The 24,233-nt window shown below is 59.8% G+C and carries 27 protein-coding genes, 1 tRNA gene and 1 pseudogene; 14 read left to right on the top strand and 15 right to left on the bottom strand.

All coding sequences use genetic code 11. The features are described 5' to 3' along the window. The first annotated feature begins 105 nt into the window (after positions 1-105). The 3 genes from ACLB1Z_RS04320 to ACLB1Z_RS04310 all read left to right on the top strand — a co-directional run bounded on the left by ACLB1Z_RS04320 (position 106) and on the right by ACLB1Z_RS04310 (position 2,844). A complete protein-coding gene (locus ACLB1Z_RS04320) occupies positions 106-2,103 on the top strand; it encodes a hypothetical protein (RefSeq protein WP_409562196.1) in 1,998 nt (665 codons plus the stop codon). Positions 2,104-2,148: 45 nt separating this feature from the next. Further along, positions 2,149-2,433 (top strand): hypothetical protein, encoded by a 285-nt coding sequence (locus ACLB1Z_RS04315; protein ID WP_409562195.1) that lies wholly within the window; start codon positions 2,149-2,151, stop codon positions 2,431-2,433. Between the two features lie 117 nt (positions 2,434-2,550). Further along, the gene (locus tag ACLB1Z_RS04310) at positions 2,551-2,844 is read left to right on the top strand and encodes a hypothetical protein (protein ID WP_409562194.1); all 294 of its coding nucleotides are present in this window, start codon (positions 2,551-2,553) and stop codon (positions 2,842-2,844) included. Between the two features lie 70 nt (positions 2,845-2,914). Here the strand turns inward: ACLB1Z_RS04310 and ACLB1Z_RS04305 are convergent, their stop codons facing one another. The 4 genes and pseudogenes from ACLB1Z_RS04305 to ACLB1Z_RS04290 all read right to left on the bottom strand — a co-directional run bounded on the left by ACLB1Z_RS04305 (position 2,915) and on the right by ACLB1Z_RS04290 (position 4,790). Continuing rightward, entirely contained in the window at positions 2,915-3,085 is a 171-nt protein-coding gene (locus ACLB1Z_RS04305; protein WP_409562193.1) for a hypothetical protein, read from the bottom strand. A gap of 139 nt (positions 3,086-3,224) precedes the next feature. Then, complete coding sequence (locus ACLB1Z_RS04300; RefSeq protein WP_409562192.1) at positions 3,225-3,935, bottom strand: hypothetical protein; 711 nt, start codon at positions 3,933-3,935, stop codon at positions 3,225-3,227. A 352-nt stretch (positions 3,936-4,287) separates the two neighbouring features. Beyond that, positions 4,288-4,458 (bottom strand): hypothetical protein, encoded by a 171-nt coding sequence (locus tag ACLB1Z_RS04295; protein WP_409562191.1) that lies wholly within the window; start codon positions 4,456-4,458, stop codon positions 4,288-4,290. A 20-nt stretch (positions 4,459-4,478) separates the two neighbouring features. Next, a pseudogene (locus ACLB1Z_RS04290) lies at positions 4,479-4,790 on the bottom strand (DUF4326 domain-containing protein). A 275-nt stretch (positions 4,791-5,065) separates the two neighbouring features. Between ACLB1Z_RS04290 and ACLB1Z_RS04285 the strand changes: the two are divergent. The 3 genes from ACLB1Z_RS04285 to ACLB1Z_RS04275 are packed head-to-tail and all read left to right on the top strand — an operon-like array spanning position 5,066 to position 7,069. Further along, positions 5,066-5,887, top strand: coding sequence for a hypothetical protein (locus tag ACLB1Z_RS04285; protein ID WP_409562190.1), 822 nt, complete (start codon positions 5,066-5,068; stop codon positions 5,885-5,887). Continuing rightward, positions 5,884-6,783, top strand: coding sequence for an ArdC family protein (locus ACLB1Z_RS04280; protein ID WP_409562189.1), 900 nt, complete (start codon positions 5,884-5,886; stop codon positions 6,781-6,783). The genes ACLB1Z_RS04285 and ACLB1Z_RS04280 overlap by 4 nt, the downstream gene beginning before the upstream one ends. Then, positions 6,767-7,069 carry a hypothetical protein gene (locus ACLB1Z_RS04275; protein WP_409562188.1) on the top strand — a complete coding sequence of 101 codons (303 nt, stop codon included), beginning with the start codon at positions 6,767-6,769 and terminating at the stop codon, positions 7,067-7,069. The genes ACLB1Z_RS04280 and ACLB1Z_RS04275 overlap by 17 nt, the downstream gene beginning before the upstream one ends. Positions 7,070-7,083: 14 nt before the next feature. Here ACLB1Z_RS04275 and ACLB1Z_RS04270 read toward each other — a convergent pair whose 3' ends face one another. The 3 genes from ACLB1Z_RS04270 to ACLB1Z_RS04260 are packed head-to-tail and all read right to left on the bottom strand — an operon-like array spanning position 7,084 to position 9,110. Continuing rightward, positions 7,084-7,689: a hypothetical protein gene (locus ACLB1Z_RS04270; RefSeq protein WP_409562187.1), complete on the bottom strand. Its 606-nt coding sequence runs from the start codon at positions 7,687-7,689 to the stop codon at positions 7,084-7,086. 1 nt (position 7,690) lies between these two features. Beyond that, positions 7,691-8,788 carry a hypothetical protein gene (locus ACLB1Z_RS04265; RefSeq protein WP_409562186.1) on the bottom strand — a complete coding sequence of 366 codons (1,098 nt, stop codon included), beginning with the start codon at positions 8,786-8,788 and terminating at the stop codon, positions 7,691-7,693. 7 nt (positions 8,789-8,795) lie between these two features. Further along, positions 8,796-9,110, bottom strand: coding sequence for a hypothetical protein (locus ACLB1Z_RS04260; RefSeq protein ID WP_409562185.1), 315 nt, complete (start codon positions 9,108-9,110; stop codon positions 8,796-8,798). A gap of 610 nt (positions 9,111-9,720) precedes the next feature. Here ACLB1Z_RS04260 and ACLB1Z_RS04255 point away from each other — a divergent pair. The 4 genes from ACLB1Z_RS04255 (at position 9,721) to ACLB1Z_RS04240 (ending at position 13,039) form a co-directional block, all read left to right on the top strand. After that, positions 9,721-10,455: a ParA family protein gene (locus ACLB1Z_RS04255; RefSeq protein ID WP_409562184.1), complete on the top strand. Its 735-nt coding sequence runs from the start codon at positions 9,721-9,723 to the stop codon at positions 10,453-10,455. Continuing rightward, positions 10,452-10,856 carry a hypothetical protein gene (locus ACLB1Z_RS04250; RefSeq protein WP_409562183.1) on the top strand — a complete coding sequence of 135 codons (405 nt, stop codon included), beginning with the start codon at positions 10,452-10,454 and terminating at the stop codon, positions 10,854-10,856. Before ACLB1Z_RS04255 ends, ACLB1Z_RS04250 begins: the two co-directional genes overlap by 4 nt. A 75-nt stretch (positions 10,857-10,931) precedes the next feature. Continuing rightward, positions 10,932-12,026 (top strand): replication protein RepA, encoded by a 1,095-nt coding sequence (locus ACLB1Z_RS04245; protein ID WP_409562182.1) that lies wholly within the window; start codon positions 10,932-10,934, stop codon positions 12,024-12,026. 734 nt (positions 12,027-12,760) lie between these two features. After that, a complete protein-coding gene (locus ACLB1Z_RS04240) occupies positions 12,761-13,039 on the top strand; it encodes a hypothetical protein (protein WP_409562181.1) in 279 nt (92 codons plus the stop codon). 2 nt (positions 13,040-13,041) lie between these two features. On the opposite strand, the gene ACLB1Z_RS04235 is transcribed toward ACLB1Z_RS04240, so the two are convergent. The 3 genes from ACLB1Z_RS04235 to ACLB1Z_RS04225 form a co-directional block, all read right to left on the bottom strand. After that, positions 13,042-13,317 (bottom strand): hypothetical protein, encoded by a 276-nt coding sequence (locus tag ACLB1Z_RS04235; protein ID WP_409562180.1) that lies wholly within the window; start codon positions 13,315-13,317, stop codon positions 13,042-13,044. A 26-nt stretch (positions 13,318-13,343) separates the two neighbouring features. Further along, positions 13,344-13,610: a hypothetical protein gene (locus ACLB1Z_RS04230; RefSeq protein ID WP_409562179.1), complete on the bottom strand. Its 267-nt coding sequence runs from the start codon at positions 13,608-13,610 to the stop codon at positions 13,344-13,346. A gap of 63 nt (positions 13,611-13,673) precedes the next feature. Then, positions 13,674-14,156, bottom strand: a complete 483-nt coding sequence (locus ACLB1Z_RS04225; RefSeq protein WP_409562178.1) for a hypothetical protein — start codon at positions 14,154-14,156, stop codon at positions 13,674-13,676. Positions 14,157-14,832: 676 nt separating this feature from the next. On the opposite strand from ACLB1Z_RS04225, the gene ACLB1Z_RS04220 reads away from it, so the two are divergent. Then, on the top strand, positions 14,833-15,384 hold the full coding sequence (locus ACLB1Z_RS04220; RefSeq protein ID WP_409562177.1) for a hypothetical protein: 552 nt from the start codon (positions 14,833-14,835) through the stop codon (positions 15,382-15,384). Positions 15,385-15,861: 477 nt separating this feature from the next. Then, a tRNA-Lys gene (locus ACLB1Z_RS04215) sits at positions 15,862-15,937 on the top strand. A 1-nt stretch (position 15,938) separates the two neighbouring features. On the opposite strand, the gene ACLB1Z_RS04210 is transcribed toward ACLB1Z_RS04215, so the two are convergent. From ACLB1Z_RS04210 to ACLB1Z_RS04190, 5 genes are all read right to left on the bottom strand, one after another. Further along, entirely contained in the window at positions 15,939-16,739 is an 801-nt protein-coding gene (locus ACLB1Z_RS04210; protein WP_409562176.1) for a type IIL restriction-modification enzyme MmeI, read from the bottom strand. A gap of 71 nt (positions 16,740-16,810) precedes the next feature. After that, a complete protein-coding gene (locus ACLB1Z_RS04205) occupies positions 16,811-18,844 on the bottom strand; it encodes a DNA methyltransferase (RefSeq protein WP_409562175.1) in 2,034 nt (677 codons plus the stop codon). A 143-nt stretch (positions 18,845-18,987) separates the two neighbouring features. Next, complete coding sequence (locus ACLB1Z_RS04200) at positions 18,988-20,073, bottom strand: XRE family transcriptional regulator (RefSeq protein ID WP_409562174.1); 1,086 nt, start codon at positions 20,071-20,073, stop codon at positions 18,988-18,990. 3 nt (positions 20,074-20,076) lie between these two features. Beyond that, complete coding sequence (locus ACLB1Z_RS04195; protein ID WP_409562173.1) at positions 20,077-20,661, bottom strand: hypothetical protein; 585 nt, start codon at positions 20,659-20,661, stop codon at positions 20,077-20,079. Between the two features lie 494 nt (positions 20,662-21,155). After that, positions 21,156-21,665, bottom strand: a complete 510-nt coding sequence (locus tag ACLB1Z_RS04190; protein ID WP_409562172.1) for a hypothetical protein — start codon at positions 21,663-21,665, stop codon at positions 21,156-21,158. Positions 21,666-21,757: 92 nt separating this feature from the next. Here ACLB1Z_RS04190 and ACLB1Z_RS04185 point away from each other — a divergent pair, with 92 nt between their 5' ends. Further along, positions 21,758-21,967 (top strand): helix-turn-helix transcriptional regulator, encoded by a 210-nt coding sequence (locus ACLB1Z_RS04185; protein WP_409562171.1) that lies wholly within the window; start codon positions 21,758-21,760, stop codon positions 21,965-21,967. Positions 21,968-22,539: 572 nt separating this feature from the next. Then, positions 22,540-24,183, top strand: coding sequence for a B12-binding domain-containing radical SAM protein (locus tag ACLB1Z_RS04180; protein ID WP_409562170.1), 1,644 nt, complete (start codon positions 22,540-22,542; stop codon positions 24,181-24,183). Positions 24,184-24,233: the final 50 nt, after the last annotated feature.

Below are 24,233 nucleotides of genomic sequence, written 5' to 3'. Positions count from 1 at the left end.
TACCCGCCATGCCCTCACCCCCGTCATGGCCGCGATGGTGCCGAGCCCCGCGTGGATGTTCACCGGCGAGCCCCCCGCGCCGCCTCGGCCCACGGAGGACTCCTGATGTCAGCCCCGAAACCCGTGGCGGACTTTCCGCCCTACTTCCTCGACAAGTCGTTCCGCTGCACGGTGGCCGAGGCGTTGGACCGCGCCGAGCTGGTGAGCTTCGACGTTTTCGACACCTTGCTCAGGAGACCGTTCCTCGAGCCATCCCACCTGTTCGACGCCCTCGGCTCCGAAACCGGCTCACGGGCATTCGGGGAAGAACGCCGCCACGCCGAAGCCTCGGCGCGTAACCGCCATCCGAGCGCGCGGGACGTGACCCTCGAACAGATCTATGCGCATATCGACGGCGACCCCGCCCGCGAAAGCGCCTTTGAATCCTCCTGCCTCTACCCCCGCGCTGAGCTCGTCACCTGGGCCTCGATCGCCAGGGCCAAAGGCAAGCGCGTGATCGCCGTTTCCGACATGTACCTCGGCAAGGGCTTCGTGATGTCCTTGCTCTCCCGCCACAAGATCAACGTGGACGACCTCATCATCTCCTCGGAGGACGGCGTCGCGAAATACGACGGGTCCGCCTTCCGCCTGCTGTCCAATAGGACGGGTGTCGCCTTCGACCGCATGCTGCACTTCGGGGACAACGCCACATCTGACTTCCATGTGCCGCGAAGCCTTGGCGTCAAGTCTGTCCTGGTCGCGAACGCATCGCCACGCGGCGCGGACGCCCACCACGTCACGACGCTGATCGCGGCCCTGGGTTCGAACGGGTCCCATCAGGGGTCGACCGCCGGAAGCGTGATCCGCGACAGCTTCGTCCCAGGCGGCCCCCGCGAGTTCTGGGGGGACATCGGCCGCTATGTCGTGGCGCCGCTGGTGCTTGGTTACGCCCAGTGGGTTACCAGGGAAGCGGCCAAAGGCGGCCATGACCGCGTGGCGTTCGTGGCCCGGGACGGCAAGTTGCCCCGCGAGGCGTTCACACGGCTGACCCCCTGCCCGCCGGCCCCCCCTTACGTTCACCTCTCGCGTTCGGTGCTGCTGCGCGCGGGCCTCGACCTCCGCAGCGAGACCGTCCTCTACCAGCTCACCTCCGGCATCGTGGCGCCGGTTTCCGACTATGTCGCGCGGATCGGCGAGGGCACCGACACGCTCCTCGCGCGGGCCCGCGCCCACTTCCGCGGCGATCCCGTCGTCGGCCGCGAGATAAGCACACGGGACCTGGAGGGCTTCTTCCTCGAGGCGCAGGAGGACCTTTCCCGCATCGCGCGGGATGCGCGGCGGCTGCTCCGAAGGTACCTCGAACAGAACGACCTCCTGCGCAATCCCGCGAAGGTGGCCATCATCGACGTCGGCTGGGGCGGCACCGCGGCGTCGGTCCTCAGCGAGCTGTTCCCGGAAGCGAAGGAATGGACCTGGCTCTATTTCGGCACGCGCAAGGAGTTCGCGGCCAAGGACACCAAGCACAAGGCCATGTTCTTCGACTACGGCGTGCCGCACGCGCACATGGAGATGGTCTTCGACTGCGTGGAAATCGTCGAGTTCCTGTTTTCGGCGCCCGAGCCATCGGCCGTGGGCCTCATGGACACCCCGGACGGCGTCGCGCCCTCGTTCGCCGGCGTCGGCGCCCAATGGGACGGCTGGGCGCCACGGCAGGAGAAGATCGCCCAAGGTTTCCACGAGACGCTCCCCCGTTTCCTGAGGGCCGCGGAGACCGCCCCTCACCTGGTGATCGACAGGGCCACCACCGCCACGCTGATCAACCACATCGTCCGCAGCGCCGACCGCGAGGTCATTCGCGCCTTCGGCGAAATCCACCATCAGCTGGGCTTCGGCGCCTCCAAGTTCGAACCCATCCTCTCGCCCCTGGCCACGCGCTACTGGAGCAACATCTGGCGCCTGCTGAAGGGGCGTCCCGTGAAAGTGGGCACGGGACACCGTTACTGGAAAAACCAAGTGGCCGGCCAGTTCCTCTACCCGCTTGAGGGCGGCAAGAGGCGCCTCGCGCTCTATGCGCTGCGGCAATACCAACGCGGCGGGCTCATCGGCGGGAAGCGGCGACGATGACACGCCCCATCCGGATGTTCGCGGCGCGAGTCCCGGGGTGAGGCTTTGACCAACGGCGCCCTCCTCGCCTTGCTGCTTACCGGCGGCCTGCCGCTGGACCGCCTTCCCCCCTCCGTGCCGCCCACCGACGCCATCTACTGCGCGCCGTGGCGTGAGCTGGATGCGTACATGCTCAAGTACCATTTCGTGCTCGACGAGACCTATGCCTTCGAGAGCGGAGCGGCGTTCCTCCGCTACCGCTTCCTTGCCGACGTGCAGTGGGTGTTCCGGTTGCCCAACGGCGAGAGCTGCCTCGTGGCCGCCCGGACGGCACGGAGACTGCCCGATTGAACCCCCCGGCGCCGACCAGGCTGGCGCCGTGAAACAAGGACCCTTTCTGTCATAATCCCGGGGATAAGCCGCGACCCGGAAGTGACCGAATGGACCGGCGCCGCGAGCGGTGCGTATATGAAGGCCGAACCGACCTCGGGGGGGAACGTGTCGCGCAAACTGGGGAAACCGACGCCCGCCACGCGGAGCAGGCAGCTCACCGACCTCTATGACCCTGCCGCCCCGGTGATGCTCCACTGCTGCGGCTGTCATGCCCGCAAGCGTTCGACCGTGCAGAAGCTCATGGAACGATACCGGCTGCCCCAGGAGGCGCGCGCATCCAGCTTGCGCGCCTTGCTCCGCTGCTGGCGATGCGGGGCCGCCATTGTCGGCATCACGCCGATCCGACCGGACGTTGCCACGGGCAACTAGCCGCCGCGCACGAACCTGGCCCTCAGCCACACTTCGGCGGCCGTTACGGCTTTCGGCCAAGAGGGATGAACTAACGTCCCTCGCGCCAGCCTTGCTCGAGGGCGGCGATGACCTTCTCGCATTCGGGGTCGCCATTCTCAACGATGAGGCGGTTGTGCGCGGCCACCTCGCGGTTGTCGTTGGCCTCCTCACGGCGTTGCCAACGGCGGTACGCATCCGTGCCGATGAGGTCTGCAAACAAGTCGGGTTGTTTCGTGTCGCTCAGCGCATGTGGCTTTCACTTGCTGCCAACGGCCGTTGCAGGTCGTTCAGCGATTTTGCCAGTCGGTGATGCACCACGTTGGACGCGGCGGCGGCAGGCGACAGGGCGGTGCCGGTGCTCACTTCTCGTGGGGGTATTTCTCAAGGCCTTGGTGGCGGCGGAAAAGGCGAAGCCCGTCACGGAAGATCTGGGATTCAATTTTCTCTTCATCCACGCCTTGGTCCAGCGGGATCATGCGCGCCATGCGCACCAGCTCGGGCAGCGCGGCACGTCCCTTCAGCGCCTTGTCGATGTCCAGCTCCGCGACGGTCAACGCCAGGCGACCCAGACCGGAATATGGGCCGGTCGAGAAAAAATCGGCGAGCCTCTCTTCTTGGATGAGGCGGGCGAAGGCTTGCGCCATCTCGAGGTATGGCCGGGCGCCGCGATCGTCGACGGCGGGCTCTTCGGTCATGTCCGCCATTTTCTCGAGAGTGATCCGGCAAATGCTTTCCCGCTGCATGTCGTGCCCGATGTTCCTCTCCGCCACCCGCGCCCTATCCATATCGCAGGCCGCGAGCCGCGTGTAGACGCGGGCAAGGTCGCGGTACATGGCGGCCCGGTCATCCGCCGAAGGGGTCGCGAGGATTTCCGCCGCCAGGACATCCGCGTTGGTGCGGAGGTTTTCGGCGATGAGGACGCGATGGCGCTCATCCGCCCAGTTAAGAGCGGTGGAGGCGTCTTGAGCGTAACTTGTTTTCAGGGATTTAGCTTTCGTCTGTCGGCTGATGAGTATACCGGGGACATGCAAATGGCAAGTTGTCTGCATACAAAGGAGGCGAACAGCCACGATGCGCAGAAGGAATGGGCAATGGATTTTTCAATCGCAACATCTGGGAGGTCTTACGCATATCAGCAGGATATGGCGGCATATATTGAGTAATACATCGCCTCAATTATGGGACACGCTATTGAGCAGGAGCCAATATTGACGTAAGTCCATGTTATATATGGCTATCTAATTGAATTGCACGAGAATAGGCCAAATATTCCAATGGCCTCAGAACGACCATTCTATGGAATATTAGAAGACCTTATAAAACTTATCGATTGAGTTGCTAATATCGATAAGATTGCCTAAACTCCTTATAAATGAATCCCATTAGGGACCCTCGGCTGTCGAGGACCGACAGATCCTTCGCTCAACGCAGCCCGCCTGCCCGCCGGTGCAGGAGCAGCGGCAAGAGCGATGCCAAGGCCGCGAATGCCCAGAGCGGCTGGAGCTCAGGAACTTCATAGCGGCATGCGACCCATTCCAGGGACGTGCCCAAGAGCACCGCCGACCAGCACAGCTGAAATCGTGTGAGTTTCATATTGCCTCCGAGTGTTCTTTTCAGGCGGAGAGCTTTTCCGGAACGGCCTTCGCGGCAAGCTCCACCAGCACATCGGCGTGGCACGGTTCTCCGTGGGCGCACCTGCAAGCCAGGCTTTTGCCCGCGAGCTAGGGCAAGCCTTTCCGGATGATGGTGAGGCGGCTGATGAGGTGATGGGCGATGTTCTGCGGGAAGGTCTCCCGGATCGCGTCGTTGGTGAGCTCGCCCGTCACCCACAGTTTGAAATACAGCACGGATTTCTCCGGGCCATACGCAGTGAACGGATTGCCGAAGGAGGTTGAGCGGTCGACCTTGACCGCGCCCGCCGGCATCCGCCAGCCCTTCCCGCGCTTCAATTGGGCTCGCACTGGTCTTTGCATCTGCTGTTCCCCGTTTCGCCCGAGCTTCGCGGGGGAAGGGGGCCAGACCACGGCGGGTCGCGCCGCCTTGACCAGCGCCTAAGCCGGTTCCCCTTCCCGTCAAGGCTTCCGCCTCTCGCGCGTGCGCGCTCGCCCTGCGGGTGACGGGCCCCGAGGGCCCCGGCTTTTCACGGCGCTGGCGGCGCGCCTGATGCGCCCGCCCTGTGGAAAAAATGAAGGCGAGAGAGATGACCACAACACAACCGCTGCGGCAGGACCGCACCGACCTCGACGACCGGGACGAGGACATCCTGTTCGAACGGGTAACACGGCGTGCCCACATCAAGGGACCGCGTGTCGGCGACTTCTGCATCATGAAGACCGGTGAGACGCGCCGCTTCACCCATGACTGGGGCGACGCCCTGCAGGTCACGGTTCGGGACCAGGCGGGGTCATTCTACTTCGCGAGCACCGGAAACCTTGATTACTCGGGGAGCCTCGACCCCGCCATCAGGAAAACAAACCTCGAGGAATGCGAGGGCTTGCGCGAGGGCGCCGTCTGGTTCTTCCACCACAACGAACACCGGGCCCATAACGGCGTCGCCGCGATGATCCCGTGCCGCGTCTACCGTGAAATCGACGTTGCGGTCGCCCCGGAGTTCGAGGACGTGGTGGCCCCCGAGATCGTTCCCGTCACCGAGGACATCGTCTTCGACGAGAAGGATGCGGCACTCCTCGGCACCGCGATGAGGTTCCGGTCCCTCGTCTTCAAACCGTTGGTCGGCGATTACGTCATCCTGGCCAGCGGCGAGGTGCGGCGACTGGCCTTCGCCTACAGCAACCGGTTCCAGATCACCACGCCACGGTTTGCGTGCAGTTTTCATCTGCACGACGTCGGCACGATGAGCTGTTCCGGGGCGTTCCCGGAGTCGGTGCCGACAGCCGACCTCGAGGACGCCGGCTTCACGCGCGCGGCGAGGGCATGGATCTTCCACCACGGCAGGTCCGGCGGCGGGCGCGGGGTCGACGTCGTCCTGCCCGTCCGCGTGTGGCGGGAGGTGGTACGATGAGCAAGCACCTCGACGTCCACCAAGCGGTCACCGACACCATCGTCGCCGCCATCGAGCGCGGCGTCGGCGAATGGAAGATGCCCTGGCACCGGGGCAACGGGCTGTCGTTCATCCCGACCAACATCGAAGGCCACAGCTACCACGGGGTGAACTGCATTTCCCTGTTCTGCAGCGCCCTCAACAAAAGCTACGGCACCAACACCTGGGGATCCTTCCGCCAGCTTCAGGATGCCGGTCTCCAGGTCCGCAAGGGCGAGAAAGCATCCATCGTTGTCTTCTACAAATCCATCACCGTGGAGCCTGACGACGCGCGTGAGGACGACGACGGCACGCGGCGGGTGCTGAAGCATTACTCCGTCTTCAACGTCGAGCAATGCGAAGGCTGGGTGCCGAAGGAGGCGCCACCGCCGGCACCGCCCTTTGAGCGGCTCGATCACGTCGAGCGGGTGTTTGCGGCAACAGGGGCGACGGTGGTGGTGGGTGGTGACCGCGCCTGCTACGTGCGTGATGCCGACCTTATCAGGATGCCCGACGCCGGCCTGTTCCACGGCGATGTGGAACAACGGCGCGAAGCCTTCTACGCGACCCTGGCGCATGAGCTGATGCATTGGACCGGTGCGCCACACCGGCTCAACCGCGAGAAGGGAAAGACCTTCGGCGATGCGGTTTACGCGTTCGAGGAACTGATTGCCGACATCGGCTCCGCGATGGCCTGTGCCGAGCTTGGCATCTCCCCTGTCGTCCGCAAAGAGCACGCGGAATATGTCGGCCATTGGTTGAAGCATATCAAGGAAGACAAAAAGGCGATCTTCAGGGCGGCCGCGCGTGCTTCCGAAGCGGTGCGCTTCATCACCGCCTTCACGGAATCCGGAGGCCGCCATGCCGAGGCCGCCTGAAACCTTCCCTTTCACCTGGCGCGATCTTGCGTGTCGCATCGACCATGTGCGCGACCACAAGATCGACGGCTGGTCCCGCCTGGTGCTGCGGCTGGTCAGCCCGCGCGGGGCTCCCTTGCCGGTCTCTGAAAACGGCCACCATGTCGTCGAGACCGAAGAAGACAAGGTGGTGGCGGCGGGCGGGCCCGTCGCCTACTTCACCGCCCTGCTTGACCGCGAAGCCCTCCACCCGCGATACGCCCAAGCGCTTTTCAAATGGAAGCAAGCCGACCTGTTCGGGAGGTGATGGCGCCGTGTCCGTCACCCTCCCCTCACCCGCGTCGAGAGGAACCCATCATATTTGCCGTGGAATGTGGAACATTCGGCGTCGCCGCCGAGCGGCATCTCGTGCGCAGGGATCTCCCGGGTGCACCACGCGAGCGTTTGCAGGTCGTCGACCACACCGAAGTCGAAGGCCCTCTGCTCCGCGAGGAGGCCCGCCACCAGCTGCAGGCCCGCATAGGGCCCGTAGCTGAACCAGCCTAGCAACCCTTCGGCCCGCAACACGTTCGCGGCCGTCAACGCCTGAGCCACGTGCGCCCTGCCATCCCCACCCGCGAGGAAATCGGCATGGGCCGCGTCGAGCGCGTCCGCCATCCGGCCAAGCGTGCCGATGACCAGCTGGTCATTGCGCCTTGCCCGTTGCCGCCTCCGGGCGAGTTCCTCCCGCGCATCCACCACCTCGATGGCAGCAAGCCGGACAAACAGCCGGAGGGCCTTCGCTTCGACGCGTCGCCTTTCTTCTTGGCTTCCTGCGATCAGCCAGTCGAGTGCCAGCACCCGCCCCTCGTCCATCAGCCCCAGGCCTAGCTTTTCCCGGTCAGATGGATCGGCCCAGCTGAACATCTTCCTTGCGCGCCCGGACATATCAATCCCCCACAATCGCGATGCCGCCGATCCAAATGTCGCCGCCCGCCGCCGTCGCTTCCAAGCCGGCGAGTTGGGCAAAGCGGGCCATGGCCTTCTCGAAGGACGCGCGCGCCACCGGATACCGGTTCAGCTTCCGGCACCACGACAGGTAATCCGTGAACAGCTCATCGAGGCCAAGCTCTCCTTCCTCGCTCATGAAGACATTGTTGGTGACGTACTCGACGACCTCTCCCCGCTGCTGTTCCACCGGCAGGCTGTTTTGCCCGTCGGGATTATATTCATGTCCCCCGCCCTTCGCTTTCACGCCCACCCTAAGCGGCGTGGTGACGAGATAGAGCCCAAGGCCACTCCCGAGTTCGATCAGCAGCGCGAGCAACAGGGCCAAGCCGTATCCGACGACCTCCTTCGGCACAGTCACGTGGACCACGGCCAGCAGGCTTCGAATGCCCGCAAGTTGCGCATCATCCGTCGTCGGCGTTGCCCCCTCCCCTTTCATGTCCAGGCGCATCTTCTGCTCTTGCGACTCCGCTTGCTGGTAAGCTTTCGCCCTCTGCAATTCCTCCTCCAGGGCCGCCACCTTGCCGCATGGGCCCCTCGTCCATTGACGAAGGACGTTGCAATGCTCGGATGCCTTTTCGAGCGTCACCTTCCCCACCGGCCTTGCGTAGAGGGTGTCGATCGCCGCCTGCACTTCGCCGGGCGTGCGTTGCGGCCCCAGCTTGTCGAGCCTTTCGGTGATCCGGCGGTAAGCGGCCGCGGCGGTGCCGTGGTCCTCGATCCTCTTGTCGGCCCACGCCGTCCGGTCGGCGCGGTGGAACGCCGAGAATCCGTATGCGGCGGTGAAGGAATACGCGGTCAGGACAAGAAAGACCGCCAGCGCCACGCCGGCCGCCACGCGGTCTTTGTGCTTGAGGCCGTAATGCCCCATGAAGGGGGCCATGGCCTTGAGGACATCCCCGCAAGCCGCGCCGATGCCATAAACCCATCCATCAATGCCGTCGGCGCTCCGCACCCCCATCCGGAAATTGAGCGTGGCCGAGACCGCCATCAGCGCCACGCTCGCCAAGATGCCGAGCGCCACGAGCGTGTCGACCATCCATGTTCTACCGGCGGTTCCGGTCGATGAAGCCGACGATCGTATCCCACGTTGCTGGATCATGCTGAGCCTTCAGGTCCTCCTTGACCTTCGCGATGGCTTCCTCGAGCTTCCTCACACAGAAGGTGTTCTGGTCTTCGCCGGTGATGTGCTTGATGATCCGGAGATCCCTCAGAACCTGGCCTGGCAGCCTCAGGTTCAGCCTTCTCCTCGGACCCTTGTAGTCGACGCGGCGCACACGCCCGCCGCCTCCGAACAGCGTCGCCAGTCCCTTGAGTGTTTCCTTCTTGTCCGCCATCTTGCCTCGCCAGGTTGCGGGCATTTGTAGGCGCCAACGCCCTCACCCCTAACCCTCATGACGTGGTCTACGGGGGTCTACGGGAGCCTTTCGATATTGACGTCGGTGGATGCTTACCGACCGCGTTCTCTTCGCACGCTTCGCCGTTTACAGGCGCTGCTGGATTCGATTTCGCGCTGTTTGGAGATGTGAACCTGCACATGTGAAGGTGTGGACCTTCATATCTTTCGCTACATCGTCGCCGGGTGTTCCAATGTTGTGAAGGTTCACATGTGAACCTGTGAACCATCACACCTGCACATGTGCACCTTCACACCATCACAGGTATGCACCTTCACATGTGAACCTGTGCACCTTCACACCTCACATGTGAAGGTGTGGACCTTCACACCCTCACACCTTCACACCTTCATACCTACACAAGTTACGCAGCCCGCCGTGGGCCCCAATTCCATACATGTGAAGGTGTGAACCTGCACATGTGAACGTGTGAACCTGTGCAGGTGTGATGGTGTGCATGTATGAAGGTTCATACCTTCACATGTTGGGGTTATGCCACACCCCCTCATGATGACTGCACAGTATGGAAGCGGTATACGTTGACCTTATTCATCCGCGTACGCACTATCTCGTCATGAACACCTCGACGCCACCGACCATCATCACCTTCGCCTCACCGAAAGGAGGCGCGGGCAAGTCGACCAATTGCCTGAACATCGCGGGCGCGCTCGCCGCCAAGGGCCACAGCGTCCACATCATCGACTACGATGGCTCGCAAACCCTCTGGCGTTGGTACAGCGCCAACAAGGACACCCAGGACATCCACAACATCACGGTGGAGAAGGGGCCCACCGAAATCACGAAGGACGTCTTCTATGCCATCTGGCACGCGCCCGTCGACTACGTGCTCATCGACCTCGCCGGCCAACTCAACGACACGCTCATCCGTCTGGCCGTCTTCGCCGCGCTCACCATCACGCCCATCAAGTTGAGCGAACCGGACATCGCCGAGGCGAACAAGCTTCTGGGCCGCTTCCGCCATATCCAGAAGACCGTCCGCAAGAAGATCATCCACCGCCTGCTCGTCAACGACGCCGGGAACATCTTCGCGGCCTTCGAACGCGACCTCCTTGAGCAGCTCCGCAATGCCACGCTGCCGCGCTTCGACACCATCATCAGCAGGCGCGCGGCCTACGGCGAGTCATTCGTCACCGGCCTCCCGCCCCATTTCGCCGACCGCAAGCGGGGACCGGTCCAGAAGGCCGTCGACGAGATCGACGCCCTCGTCACGGAAATCGAGGGCATCATCTCCAACGCCGACAAACTGGGCACCCTTGCCGAAATGCTAGAAGAGAAAGTCGCAGCATGAACAAGCCAACCAAACGGTTCCGCTCCGTCTTCGACGATCCCACGGAAAAGGACGGCAGGCCTACCGAGGTCCCGCATTTGGACGAGCTCATGGATGCCGTCGACAAGGAAGTCCAACGCAGCAACATCCCGTCGCTTGTCTACCCCAAAGACGAAAAAGCCAAACGGGACGCCCAGGACGCCGCCAACGTCACGCAACTCCCGAAGCGCGCCCGCAAGGTCAATCCGGCGCCGACCGAGCGCTTCACCGTCGAGTTGCCAGCCTACGTGGTGAAGGAGCTCAAGCAGAAGACGATCACCGAGTCCGCCACCGTGAGGTATCTGGTCATCAAGGCCTTCAAGGATGCGGGGTATACGGTCCACGACATCGACCTGTTCAAGGATGGCCGCCGTGGAAGCTGACCTGGTCCGACACATGTGCACCTTCACACCTTCACAGGTTCATACCTTCACACCTTCGGTGGAGGCGCCCCTTGCATGAGCCGACCGCAAGCCCTGGTCGTCGCTCCGGCCGAACAGGCCGAGGCGTTGCCGCACGTGGGGCTGGAGCCTGTGGGCGGCATCCGCGACGCCGATCTCCTCAAACGGCTTTCCGACACCCCGCCCTTCATCCGCGACCATGAACTGCAACGGCTGAGGGACGAGCAGGCCCGCCGGGACCGCCTCGCCACCTTGCCGCGCGACCAGCGGCGCCGCGCCGAGACCCAGCACCTCTTCGCCGAAGGGAAGGGGGTCGAGCGTGACAACCTGCGCCACATCCACTCGGTGCTCGCGATGTGCGGGCTACCCTACAAGCCCACCGCCGACCGCACCTGGGAAGCCACCCAGGGCCAGATGAAGCTGAAGATCTCGGCGGGGGAACTCCTGAACCCCCACACCGGGCAATGGGAAGAGCAGCCGCTGCCGTCGGGCTCCCGCGCGCGCCTGCTCCTGATGCACCTCACCAGCCAGGCCATCATCCAGGGGCGGCCCGACATCGAGATCGAGAGTTCCCTGTCCGCCTTCATCAGATCGATGGGCATCGCGGTCACCGGCGGCAAGCAAGGCTCCATCCATGCCTTCAAGCAGCAGATCAACGCGCTGGCGGCCTGCAACATGCGCATCGGCCTGTTCGCGGGCGAGAAGGGGGAGAAGACCCGCAACATCAACACCCAGCCGTTCTCGCAACTGGACCTGTGGCTGCCCACGTCCGCCAAGGAGAAGATCCTCTGGCCCGAACGCATCACCTTCAGCCGCGAGTTCTTCGAGAGCATCACGCGCCATTCCATCCCCCTGAACATGAATGCGGTGAAGGCCTTCCAGGGTTCTCCCCGCAAGCTCGACATCTACTTCTGGCTCACCTACCGCTTCCGCGCGCTCAAGGAGCAGAAGTCGATCAGCTGGGAAGCCCTCAAGGAGCAGTTCGGCAAGGGCTACCTGCGCGAGCGCAAGTTCCGCGCGGATTTCGCCGAGGAGATCAAGCAGATCAAGGAAGTGTTCCCGAAGCTGCAGGTCCAGCTCAACGAACACGGTTTCACAATCCAACCCGGTGTCGCCGAGGTGATGGCCCTACCCGCCAAACCCCGGAAATAGAGCATCATTGTTACGCATATCTGGGGGCGCTGCCCATTTCGGCGTGTTCCGTGTTCCACGCAGTCCTCAGCATGTCCTTCCAAATATCTTGTCGGCCACGCTGTCTTTCATCCCCACGCATATTCGGGGGCGCAGTTCCCATGGGCCTGCGCATATTCGGGGGCGGGCGCTTCCAACCATCCACGCAGATTCAGGGGCGGGACGGCGACGCGTCCCTAAGAGGCAAGGTTCATCCTTTCAGGGGTTTGGTTGGTGCGCTCCACGCATGATCGGGGGCGTTGCCTGCACTTGGACGCGCATATTCGGGGGCGGTCGCCATGACTGTCCCCACGCAGATTCGGGGGCGTGCGTTCACCTTTGGGGCACGCATAATCGGGGGCGCCTTGGCGTTCTTCGCTCGCGGGATTGCATCCCATTGCCCACCACGCATAATCGGGTGCGCCCGGCCGGATACGGGCCCGCCGTCAGCTTGGGATTGCGGGCGGGCTTCGCATATTCGGGGGCGGGGCCACGCATATCCGGGGGCGTTTTGGATAGGGCCCGCGCATATCCGGGGGCGCTTCCGCGCATAAACGGGGGCGGACTGCGCGCATAATCGGGGGCTTTGTATATATAGAACAGAACATACCCCAGAACATTCCCGAACATTTCCTCCCGAACCTTTACAGCTACAAAACAGGCGACAGGATTTGGTTTGGCGTCAGGAAGGCTCGCGGGCGCGCGCATAGGCCCCCATGCATGGTGCCGAGCTCACGTTGAAGCGGGCGGCGGAGAAGATCCTCCGCGTTTTCGCGTACGCGCAGAAGCATCCGACACCCTTCCACCGCTATTGGGCCCTTGTGGGACCCGTGGCGTCGTTTTCCGAGGTGGCGACGGGGGTGATTGAGCAGGAGCTTGCAAAAGCGATGCAGGATGCGTTGGAGGAGGCGCTCAGGAAGACCGCGCCCAGGTCATGGCATCCGGACGCCGAGGCGGTGGAGGCGGCGATCGCGAAGATGCGGTCGAAGCGGTGAGGTCAGAGGGAGTTTTCGTCCTCGTTTTCGGAATCGTCGTTGTCCAGATCCTGATCAAACAACAACTTCTCCTCCCGCTCCATCCGTTTCACCAAATACGGAAGTACCCGTTCCGCCCTTGCGACCCAATCGACAAAGAACAACCGGTCGTCATGCCAATGGGGGTTCCTTGCACTCCAAGGCTCAGCCACCGCCACATCCAAATCCCTCGCGATGCCCCGGTACTTGTTGCACGTGGCTTCAATCATGAACTTGTAACGACTGGAAAGAGTTTGCAAAGGGAACCTGCTTTTCCTCATCGGCATCACACCAAAGGCAAAGGCAGAAGCTCACCTTCATAACGCGCCTCGGCGCAGCGCCGCTCCAGGTCGAGAAAGAACCGTTCTTTCGAAACACGGGCCTCGATGTCCCCCGCATGGGCTTCGTCAAATGCGAACACCGCCTGCTGGGCCTTAATCAACCGCTCCCTCCATTTCAGCACCGCTGCCTGATCCACCTTGGGAAACGGAATGCCATCCAACAGGGTCTGGTCTTGGGGTGACGACGTATCGGCCGGATGGGTAAGGGACATGCATGGATTCTTTCTTAGCGCGTAAATTTGAGCTGAACCTTTTTTAACGTCAATCTTGACAGATCACATTTCGATCTCGTCTTCCTCGTCCCTTTCCCAGGTCGCGTCCTTGGTGGCGTAGGTTTCCGGTTTCGCGCCCGATGCGAGGGGTGGCGGCGGTGGCCTGTTGCGTTCGGCCTCGGCCCTGATCTCCGCCTCGCGGGCAAGGTGGTTGTTCCAGTTCGCGGCGCGGCGGTTCTCGTCGTCGATGACGTCCTGGTCGCGGAGCCGCTTGGCCTCGCGGGCGAGATAGGCCTGGTGGTCGCGATACTTTTCCGCCCTGAGGCTCAGGATATGGTGGGCGACGACGCGGCGTTCCTCGAGCGGGAGGTGCCTTGAACCCCGGACCATCTGCCGTTCGGCGCGGGTGAGGGGCCAGAAGAGGATTTCGTTCCTCACGCTGCCGCTGAGCTTTTCGAAGGGGTTGTTCAGGGGATAGTCGGGTTTGACCGCGACGATCCGCACGCGGCCCAGCTCATCGCGGTCGTACGTGAAATCGTGGGGCATCTACGGGCCAGCCTCCTCTTCGCGTTCGTCTGCGGCAAGCTCTGACCGCCCGGACCTTCCCTCCCGTCTTGAGCAAGGTCATGAGGGGATTGTGCGGCGAAGCGGCGTGGTTGAGACCCTCCACGCGGATAGGTCCGGACGGGAAAACCCGGCCCCAGAGCAACGTGATGATGCTGCGGGCCGGGTCCGGATATGTCTCAGGCTTGGTCGTCGCTGAAGCAGCTTCCGCTGGCGGGGCGCCTACGCGAAGCCCACCCTTTGGTTGTTACGGTTCTCACCGCCCCGGCCATGGCGCCTCCGCTGTACCTTGCCTCCCATGCTACCCATCGATGGGGTTTCGCCAACAGCGGTTGCCTGTTTTGGATTCAATGTGTGTGCGGGCCGCATACGTGCCGCGTCCCCCTGTTGCGGAAGTGCCGACAGGGAAGGCGGGCGGGTGACGGCGGGGGAACAGGATTATTATATCCGCCTGAATCGTTTTGCGCTTTCGCGCGAATGCTGCTTTCCGTCGGTGCCTGCCCTCAATTGTCGTATTGAGGAAATACAATTACAATACATCTATTATATTGTAATTACGTTGCTTTTTGCCACGCGACGCCGAATCATAATTGACGGAAACCGGAAATGGCGCGATGCCTATTATATTGAAATAATATAGAAATAAGGAATTATCAAAATGGCAAATGGCTTCGAATTACAATTCCCCTGCGCGGAAATACCCGCATTAGCAGAGCGATACATGCAGACCCAGGGCAACAAGGATGCCGCGGCCTTTGAGGCCGGTGCGCGTATCCGGGCACGCAAGGGTCAACACACTGAGGACACGCTCAAGGATCTCGATGTGATCATGCGGTGGAAGTCTCACCTCGGCCTCCATCACTTCACGTCCAATACCCCCGAGGAAATCTTCGAGGCACTGGATTTCGCCATGAACACTGAGCAGGAGCGCACGGCGATGGGCATCCTCTGCGGCTTGGACGGTGTGGCTGCGCCTATGGCCTCCGCCATCCTTACTGCCTTGCAGGAGCCGGACGATGAGCGGTTCACGATCATCGACTTCCGCGCTCTGCAGGCCCTCGGCACTAAAATGGACAGCCCATCGGTCGGTTACTATCTCGACTACCTCGACGAGCTCTGGAAGCTCAAGGTGGCGACGGGTCATTCATTGAGGACCATAGACCGCGCCAACTGGCAGTGGTCAGTCGAGCAGAGCAAAGCGGCCACCTAACCCGCTGCCCCTGGCGGGAGAGAACCCCGCCAGGCGTTGCGCCCCAAGACGCGCAAATTGCTGGCAAGTCTCTCCTCGCATTCAGACCCGCCTTTTCGGCCTCCGGAGCATCCGGGCATCTCGTGGCACATGCGCTGCGGTGTTTGCGGCAATCCCTACTTCAACGGTGCCCGCTGCACGCTTTGCGGCAACATGGAGGACGACTACCTGGGGCACGCCGATGTGAAGACCACCTATCGGTATCTTCACCACAACAGGCGGATCAAGGAGCGGCCCTGGACCAAACCGCCTTTCCCGCCCCGCAGCCGCGACTAGCAGACAACGAGAATGATGCAGAAGATCTGGCTTCACCGAAAAAGCTCCTAAGATCTGATTGAGCGGAACGCTGGACTTATTCTGGGGTGGACAGGCTGCTCGGGAGAATGCTATGCGCTGTCCGCGTCTTCTGGGGCGCTTGATTGTCCTCAGAATTCCAGCGGGTGATTAGCTCAGTTGGTAGAGCAGCTGACTCTTAATCAGCGGGTCCACGGTTCGAGCCCGTGATCACCCACCAATCATTTCGGCAAACAAACCGCGTCCTTGGAAAATACGTCCTGCAGGCCTTGGAAGGCCTTGGGCAGCCCGGGTCCAGTAATTGGTGATTTGGCCGCCTCGAGCTGACCGAGTGAGAGGTTCAGCTCAAAGAGGAACCGGAGGGGGTCGGCATTTACGCGCATCCCGTACGCTTTCCTGACAGCCTGATCGAGTGCATCTTGAGCCGCATCCAACGGGTGATCGCCCGGGCCGTCGATGTCGCGATATAAATCGCGAAGGGAGTAGTCGTGCATATCCCTTAATCGTGTTCGCTCGCTCCGCAATTGTCGAGCAGCCTTGGCAATTGCAATCACTTCCGCCTTTGTCGGAGATTGGGGCCAAGGGAAGGAATCGAAAACCGTATTGGATGTATACCTGTATCGTTCTGTGAGCGTCGAGCAGCGCTCAGTAAACCAGTTCCAGTGCATCGTGGACTGCAAAACACCAAAAGAGTAGTCATCCGCCAAGGGAAATACCATCACCGCATCATTCGGGTGTATGTCACGGCTTACAAAATCGAAAATCGGACGTTTAGTGACCCGACCACATGCGATGTATCTTGGGACGGTTGCCAGAAGAGCCATTAGCTTTTTGCGGCGGTAAGATAGTCGCCACCACTGTGCAAGGAAGTTTGCATGGTGCTGGTTTACGTTCGCCTCCGGATTTCGTTTGAGTACGGGTTTATTTCGTTCCGCTTCCTCACGAGCGGCTTCTTTTCGATCAGGTAGAACAAGTTTCTCGACGCGAGCAAAGGGTGTTTTATAGGCCTTCGCTTCGAGCAAATCCTTTTCGCCGAAGTCGATGACAAACCGACTGGGGAGACTGCGGCGCCCGCCGATAAGGTCGTTGGCGATTAGGAATGGAAAATTACTTCTTTGTTTTTGGCGTCGGCCGCGATCATCATTTTCGCCTCGTCAGGGGTCAGTAGAAACCCTTCATGGCCGTGCGTTTGTCCCTGGTGGCATGCTTTGCTTAAAGCATTAGCGCGCAACGCGATCGCTTTGGTGACGTCGAACCCGAATGATAATGCCGAAGAAATGCTGGGCCGATCCTCAAATGTCCAGCCCGCTGTGGGATCATTCCCGACCTGGAGATAGAGGCGCTTCTCGCCGCTATCTTCGCCTTTAATCCAGTTCACGATGGAAACGTGGACATTGGCTTCACCGGACCAGGGCATACTTGATACCGCTTCGGTAATGGTGCCACCGGAGGAGACAATATAGTCGAGCCCTCCCTCTCGTGAATAGTTTTGCCGAATTGTATTTGTGCCAACAAGACCAGCGCGTTGTCCCGGTTTTAAATGGTCGTGTGTAAGCCTGAACCAGTATACACAATAATCCGCGCGGCCCGGCACATCGGGATGCTTTTCTCGTAACCTATGCAGATACTCAGCGCCAAATTCCTCCTGCATTTTGTTTTTGCTTTGGAATGGCGGATTTCCAATGATGGTGTCGACCGGAGGCCAATCTGCGAACAACGCATCACCGCACGTAAAATTCCCGTCGAGATTATCCAAAGGCAAGGTTTCCGCCGCTGCCAAGTCTAGTACGTTTTGATCGCGTCGCAATGTTTCCTGAGCTTCGTCACAGGCCAGTTTGCGGGCAAGCATTAGAGTCACTTTGGCGAGTTCCACACCAAAGGCATCTTGTTCAATGCCATAGAATTGCTTCGCACTGATAGTGCATGCGATTTTCGAAGTTTGCTCAAACGCCTTGGCACTGAACTCATGCTCGATTTTACTGAGCAGTATTGTTTCGAGTCTAGAGAGTTCGCGGAAGGCGACGAACAAGAAGTTTCCGCTGCCGCATGCCGGATCTAGAACTCGGAAAGAGCCGATTTCCGATCGCAGTTGAATCAACTCCTTGAGAGTTTTCGCGGCAGCAATTTTTGATTCAAAAGGGCGGACGATCGTGGGTGTGACGATCCGGATGATGTCCGCTTCTGATGTAAAGTGAGCACCATAGGCGTGGCGTTGGCCCTTATCCATGCTCTGTTGGAAGATAGTTCCGAAGATTACTGGATTGACCATCTTCCAGTTTTTATCTGCTGCGCCCTCGTTTTCCTCGTTTGAAATTAGAAGAAGTTCTTCAGGTCGCAGTTCGATTGGTGTGATTTGTTCAAAGAGACCACCATTAAAGTATGGAACTTGTTTATAACGACCTGCCGTTGCAGGCTTTTTGGTGTTCATTTGACTGAACAGACCGCCAAAAAGGTCATAAGCATTTTGCCCGTGCTTTAGACAGTCACGGACGATATGCGTCACCGTGTTAGCAGGCAGAAGATCGATATCTTCCGCGAACATGGTGACGACCAGTTGCAGTACAAATCTCTGCGCATCCAGGCGCGGTATTTTTCGCCCGACTAAGGCATGAAAAAGTTCTGCTACTTTCGCGGCAGCATCACGGGAAACCATCTCGCGATCGTTTCCGAAAACCGGTTCCTTATTTTCTGGAAAAAGGAAACTGAGAGGATCGTAGCGGCCCGGCAGTTCATTCAAAGTAACGACATCGACTGGTTGGTCGAATTGTTTGTCGAAGTCGTAAATCCAAAATTCATTGAAGTTACAAAGAACAACGTAACGTGGGCGATTAGGTACGAGATGCAGCCAGTAATCGAAAGCCTGGCGTTGATGAAGGTGCAGACGTTCCCCTGCCTTCTTCATTTCGATTAGCACGCGCGGTTTCCAGACTAAGTCGGCGAAACTCGTGCTTTTGGAATTGGTCTTCTTAATCCGAAATTCCAGTTCAGCGCCTGCTTCCTTGTAACCTTTGTGGCCGAACGCCTGGAATAGACGGTCACAGAAAACCTGAGCCTCACCCTTCTCGTCGCCTTTGAGAGTTTTTGCGTACTGAACAAATTCTTTGATGCGCTCGACAACGGCAGACATGTGTTCCCCCACGTTTAGCGAAGTTTATCATCTTGGGGATTTCTCCGCCCGTATCGATTTGCGCCCACTGCTCAGCGGGTGGGCACCACGCGTCTGTGGCAGCCCGTACCCTTAGGAGTGGCGCACGTAATAGCTTAGATAGATCAGTTTTTGCTAATGACGCGAAAAATTGGCCGCGCACGCGGCGCCTCCAAGCCATACATGGCTTCAACCTGTTGTGGCTTCCAGCGTAGAGCCTCACCCAAGGTACTTATGGAATAACCCAGTACCTGCAGGTGGAAATCCACCAACTTCTTGACCACCGTCGGAGCCTCCACTGGGAAATCCAATTCAGGAGGTTCTTTTTGGCGAATTCGATGAATATTAAATTGTTGCCACATATAGCGAAGTTGATTGGGGTTTACGGCTCCAATGGTTTTCGCGCGATAGAGCAACGCCTGCATTGAAACCTTCCATTCGGGTTTCAGCTCAGCCAGCCGCCGAAGATCCAATTTTCGAGAAAAGGCAGCTTTCATTTCCCGCCGCGGCAACAAGAAAGCCCCGGCAAAAAGGTTGGCCTGATCTTCCATATCCACATTGGGAACTTGATGCATCACGAGGTGGCCAATCTCGTGGGCCAGCGAAAATCGCAGCCTGTCCGCCGGTCTCTGGCTATTCAGCATTATGATTGGTGGCAAACCGGGGACATCATACTTCACGCCATCGACGTCGGCGCCACCCATGTCGGAATGCACCACCATGATGCCCGCTGACTCCGCTAATGCCGTCAAATTGGGGATAGGACCAGGCGCAATTTGCCAGTGGGCACGGACCATTTCAGCGATCCCCTCCACATCACCATTAAAGGACTCGACGTCGAGCCGTGGAATTTTCTTGGATGCCCTGAGGTCTGCGCCGTCCAAGAGGCGCCGCAGGTGAAAAGTGCGGATGTTCAGCTCCGCGATGATCTGGTCGAGCTCACGGGCCGTGACATCGGCCTTTTTGCGGAACATGGCATGGACGCTGACGGGTGCGCCGTACACCGTATCGGTTTGATAAAAAAAGGTTCTAGGTACGTCGTAGACATTCTCCGCTGCAGCCAGAAGTTCTTCACTGGGCAGGACGACGTTGTTCTCAGCCCGCGATAGAGTTGCCGCCGTGACGTGCAGCTTTTCAGCTGCCTCACCCTGTTGGAATCCACGTAGCTGCCGCGCCATGCGCAGCATCGAGCCGTTCGGAACTGTAGACATATCTCACCCGGTCTTTTTTGGTTTTTCCGGCAGCGCTTTGGGGGTGATGACGACATCCGGTTCGGTGGGCGTCGGTGCCAAAGGCAGCGGAATCACAGCTGCACCGCCCCGGTCGTCGATAACATAGGACCAGAGTTCCTGGTCGCCGTCACGGGACACCACGGCCACCGTCTCGATCTGAGTTTCAAATGCATTCAGGGCATACACTACCTCGACCTTCGAGACGGAGGGAATGCCCGGCAATTCCATTTGGGGGTCGACGAACGCCATGACGGCTTGGGTCATGATATTGGAGCCCAGCCCGTTCTCATCGGCCTTCTTGAACCTCACTACCACCTTTTCGGCGAAGATGAACTTCGCGGTTTCGTCCTTCTCCTGCCAAGTGACGCCGGAACCTTCGCCCCACAGACCCATTCCGCGCTGGACCATGAAATCGTGCACCAAGCCTGCCCGGTTCCGCTTGTACCGGAGCCGGCCGCTGAGCCCCAAATCTTGGAAGTCCTGCCAGGCGCCGTGCACCACCGCCAGAATGTCTTTCTCGTGGGGACCGAGAATCCCGCGGATCTCGGCTTCGGTCGGTGGCAGCATCGAATCGTCTTTCCTTAGCGATGTCGCCAGTATGGAAGCGGCAACTGCAAAGTCAACGATTTTTTTGCACGATTGCAAACATGGGCGGTTCTTTGCTTCAGGGTTAGGTGTCATGGGGTGCAGTCGGCGATGGCAGATAAAATTGTGATCATCACGGTCGTGCAACTCGGTCAGAAGTTCTGAAGGTCGCACGGCATCGGCCGGTCGCTGCCTCGCAAGGCGCTCCGGATTGAGATCAAGCGTCGGTGTCGCTTCAGAAACGCGCCCGGCGACTCAAGAGTCGTCGGGCGGCCGAGTTTCATGCCCACGGTTTGCCGCTGGTTGAGACGTCAACCGCAAACTGTCCTCACTTCGTCGCTAGACGAGTCGCTCGACGGGCTGATCAGCCAGGATAAATCTTTTTCCCCGTGACAGTTGCCGATGCGCCGTCGGGATAGCCAAAACACCGAGCGAATAGTTGCCAAAGGTGTTGGTCTTTTTGATTGCCTTGACGGCTAGATCCCTTGCTCTTGCTCGTCGTCCTGCTCCCCGTCGGGGGTGAGATCGCTGGTGTGGACGTGCTCCACCGTCAGTGCCTGCTCACGGCCGGTCTCCACGTCGATCGCCACGCCCCTTGTTGTGTCGACGACCGTTTCGCGGCCGGCGACCAGGATCGCCTTGGGGCGCGAGGGGTCTTTCTCCCGGAGCAGGTTTTCCTTCTCGGCCATCAGCAGGTCGGCGCGGCCCTGGGCATCATGCGCGGCGGCGAGCTGCGGCTTCACCTGGGCAAGCTCGGCGATGGTGGGGGCGCGCTCGAAATCAAGCACCTCCGGCGTCTCGGCAAGCACCTTGAGCGCGTGGTCGACGCCGAACTCCTCGGCGAGGTTCAGCAAGCGGTCCTCGGACCTCGCGCGCAAGTGCAGGCTGCGCAGCGTGTTCCTGAGGTTGATGCGGGACGTGTTGTAGCCCATCACCGCGCCGGTGAGGTCGCGTTCGATGGCCTTGATGTCGCGCGGCGTGGACAAGACGAGCCTATAAGAAAAGTTGCGGGCGGGACCCTAGCAGAAGTCGTCGTGGATGTTTAGGTTCTCGGCGGGATTTTCAAGGACCGCGACGCATGACCTCCGACGGGCGCAACCTGCCGGTCTATCTTACCACAGCCGAGGTGGCGGCCATGATCAGGATAAAGCCCCGCACGCTCGAGGACTGGCGCCTGGACGGCAAGGGGCCTCCCGCCACCAAGCTCGGGAAAGGCAACGTCGCCCGCGTTGTGTATCGGCTCGAAGCGGTCCTGCAGTGGCTGAAGGACCATGAGCGCGAGCCATAAAAGGGCCTTCAACGGGACCGAACACAACGCCTGCCACATCGCCTGTCGGCACGAGCGGTTTCTTCAAGGAATTCAAGCCCCCTCAAGGATGGTCCAGTCCCCTCCGGCAGCACCAGCATTTTTGCTCCAAAAAGCCAGGCAATACAGAGCGTGACTTCGATATTTCGAGCTGCTCCCAAGCGTCCCGTAAAGTACGTATCTCTCGGCGCCGTTGACGGTCAAATAAGCGATGAGTTGCATCGCTATTTCGATCGCTCCAGCCGCAGGTGATTTAATCCCATTCCTCGACTCTTGCTGCCCTAGACGGTATCTGAACGAGCTAACAGCAATTATGACCGCTTTCGCTCTTCAGACCTTCGCTAACTAAGCGAGGCAGGTTGCGTCGGCCCCCCCGCTTCTGCAGGCACCGCAACATTTGAGATGACATTAGTTGACCGACGCCTGCTCCGATGATCCCTTGTCTTTCGATTGGCCGATATGACGCCGTTCCAGATAGGGAACATGGCAACCAGTCTAGGTGTCACCGCGTTTGGAACCGGCAAGAGGTAGGTTTCGCCCCAGCGAGGTGACTAATGGCTGACATCGTCATCATCAATCCACGCTTCAATACGTCCTTCTGGGGCATGGAGCACTGCATGGGGATGCTGGGCAAGCGTGCGAACTTGCCGGTTGCATGCCTGCCCCTCCTCGCGGCGCTCGTCCCGGACGACCATAAGGTTACGATCGTCGATGAGAACGTCGAAGACTTGGACTTCGAGCGTCTCGGTCGTGCGGACATGGTGTGCTTGACGGGAATGTCAGTGCAGGGCGCGCGACTGCTGGAGATCCTCGACCAGCTTCGTCTGCGCAATGTATTCACGGTCGTAGGCGGCCCCATGGCAACCGTCGAGCCTGAAGCATTCCAAGATCTTGCCGACGTTATTTTTGTCGGCGAAGCAGACGTTACTTGGCCGCAATTTATCAAAGAGTGGGGGGCAGGGCGGCACGCACATCGCTACGAACAGGCTGAAAAAACCGACATGACCACACTGCCGCTGCCGCGCCTCGACCTGTTGAAATCACAGCACTATATGTTTGGGAGTATGCAGATTTCGCGCGGCTGTCCTTTCACGTGCGAGTTCTGCGATATAATCGTTACATTCGGGCGCAAGCCCCGTCTCAAGTCAGCCGATCAGGTGATCGACGAACTCGATGCCTATTATCGTGCCGGCGTTAGGATCATCTTCGTCGTTGACGACAACCTCATCGGAAATAAGAAAGCAATCAAACCGCTGCTGCGTGAGATCGCCAAATGGCAAGAGGCGCATGCCTATGCGCTCACGCTTTTCACGGAAGCTTCACTCGACTTAGCAGAAGATGAAGAGTTGATGGGCCTGATGGGACAGGCTGGGTTTCAAAGCGTCTTCATCGGTATTGAAAGCCCAGATGAGGCCTCCCTCAAGGAAACAAAAAAACTTCAGAATGTTCGAGAGCGTGCCGGGACGCTTGTTGAGCGCGTTCGACGCATCCAGGATCACGGCCTGGATGTTTGGTGCGGAATGATCGTTGGATTCGACAGCGACAAACCGCAAGCTTTCGATGTCTTGCCGGGTTTCCTCGCAGAAACCCGCATCGCGCACGCTCTTATTGGACTATTGCACGCCATTCCAACAACACCTCTTTTTGAGAGATTGAAATCAGAAGGCCGGCTGAACGATGATGCCGGCAGCGATGCCTTTGGCACGAACGTTATTCCTCTTGGAATGTCGCCTGCCATGCTGCGTGAAGGACTGGTGCGAGCGACCGAAAAGTCCTATTCGGCGAGCGCCTATTTTGAGCGTCTCGATAGGTTGTTCGTGGATGGTAAGTTCAAGTTTGCGGTTCATCAATTGCCCTATTGGCGAAATCATCGCTGGGCCTGGATAAAAAGCTGCATCGAAAATTATGTTATGTTTGCAGTTCTAGCGCTGCGCGTGGTTCACCAAATTGATGATCGGGCCATCGCACGTCGTTATCGGGCGCAGTTGCTGCAAATCGTCAAAAAGCGGATGTTCGAGCCGCAGTTATTATTTACGTATGCAATCAAAACGGCGATGCACCATCATTATGCGACGATAACAAAAAGTCTTGTGGCATCCGCCGGTGGGCCTGTACCGGAAGCGGTACGGTCGTTCTCTCGAACCAAGTCCGGGCGCCTAGACACGCGGCAATCCTCCCACATCGATCGTGTTGCTTAAGCTTTCGCAGGTTGCTTGTAGATTTTCTCTTCGATTTTTAGCTTCATTCA

Source organism: Hyphomicrobium sp. MC8b, from assembly GCF_905067615.1.
Taxonomy (GTDB): Bacteria; Pseudomonadota; Alphaproteobacteria; order Rhizobiales; family Hyphomicrobiaceae; genus Hyphomicrobium_B.
This window is presented reverse-complemented; position numbering and strand designations above follow the sequence as displayed.

Coding starts and splice junctions, on each gene's coding strand:
- ACLB1Z_RS04320 (WP_409562196.1), top strand. CDS start 106: ATGTCAGCCCCGAAACCCGTGGCGGACTTTCCGCCCTACTTCCTCGAC.
- ACLB1Z_RS04310 (WP_409562194.1), top strand. CDS start 2,551: ATGAAGGCCGAACCGACCTCGGGGGGGAACGTGTCGCGCAAACTGGGG.
- ACLB1Z_RS04295 (WP_409562191.1), bottom strand. CDS start 4,458: ATGAAACTCACACGATTTCAGCTGTGCTGGTCGGCGGTGCTCTTGGGC.
- ACLB1Z_RS04285 (WP_409562190.1), top strand. CDS start 5,066: ATGACCACAACACAACCGCTGCGGCAGGACCGCACCGACCTCGACGAC.
- ACLB1Z_RS04280 (WP_409562189.1), top strand. CDS start 5,884: ATGAGCAAGCACCTCGACGTCCACCAAGCGGTCACCGACACCATCGTC.
- ACLB1Z_RS04275 (WP_409562188.1), top strand. CDS start 6,767: ATGCCGAGGCCGCCTGAAACCTTCCCTTTCACCTGGCGCGATCTTGCG.
- ACLB1Z_RS04270 (WP_409562187.1), bottom strand. CDS start 7,689: ATGTCCGGGCGCGCAAGGAAGATGTTCAGCTGGGCCGATCCATCTGAC.
- ACLB1Z_RS04265 (WP_409562186.1), bottom strand. CDS start 8,788: ATGGTCGACACGCTCGTGGCGCTCGGCATCTTGGCGAGCGTGGCGCTG.
- ACLB1Z_RS04260 (WP_409562185.1), bottom strand. CDS start 9,110: ATGCCCGCAACCTGGCGAGGCAAGATGGCGGACAAGAAGGAAACACTC.
- ACLB1Z_RS04255 (WP_409562184.1), top strand. CDS start 9,721: ATGAACACCTCGACGCCACCGACCATCATCACCTTCGCCTCACCGAAA.
- ACLB1Z_RS04250 (WP_409562183.1), top strand. CDS start 10,452: ATGAACAAGCCAACCAAACGGTTCCGCTCCGTCTTCGACGATCCCACG.
- ACLB1Z_RS04245 (WP_409562182.1), top strand. CDS start 10,932: ATGAGCCGACCGCAAGCCCTGGTCGTCGCTCCGGCCGAACAGGCCGAG.
- ACLB1Z_RS04240 (WP_409562181.1), top strand. CDS start 12,761: ATGCATGGTGCCGAGCTCACGTTGAAGCGGGCGGCGGAGAAGATCCTC.
- ACLB1Z_RS04230 (WP_409562179.1), bottom strand. CDS start 13,610: ATGTCCCTTACCCATCCGGCCGATACGTCGTCACCCCAAGACCAGACC.
- ACLB1Z_RS04225 (WP_409562178.1), bottom strand. CDS start 14,156: ATGCCCCACGATTTCACGTACGACCGCGATGAGCTGGGCCGCGTGCGG.
- ACLB1Z_RS04220 (WP_409562177.1), top strand. CDS start 14,833: ATGGCAAATGGCTTCGAATTACAATTCCCCTGCGCGGAAATACCCGCA.
- ACLB1Z_RS04205 (WP_409562175.1), bottom strand. CDS start 18,844: ATGTCTGCCGTTGTCGAGCGCATCAAAGAATTTGTTCAGTACGCAAAA.
- ACLB1Z_RS04200 (WP_409562174.1), bottom strand. CDS start 20,073: ATGTCTACAGTTCCGAACGGCTCGATGCTGCGCATGGCGCGGCAGCTA.
- ACLB1Z_RS04195 (WP_409562173.1), bottom strand. CDS start 20,661: ATGCTGCCACCGACCGAAGCCGAGATCCGCGGGATTCTCGGTCCCCAC.
- ACLB1Z_RS04185 (WP_409562171.1), top strand. CDS start 21,758: ATGACCTCCGACGGGCGCAACCTGCCGGTCTATCTTACCACAGCCGAG.
- ACLB1Z_RS04180 (WP_409562170.1), top strand. CDS start 22,540: ATGGCTGACATCGTCATCATCAATCCACGCTTCAATACGTCCTTCTGG.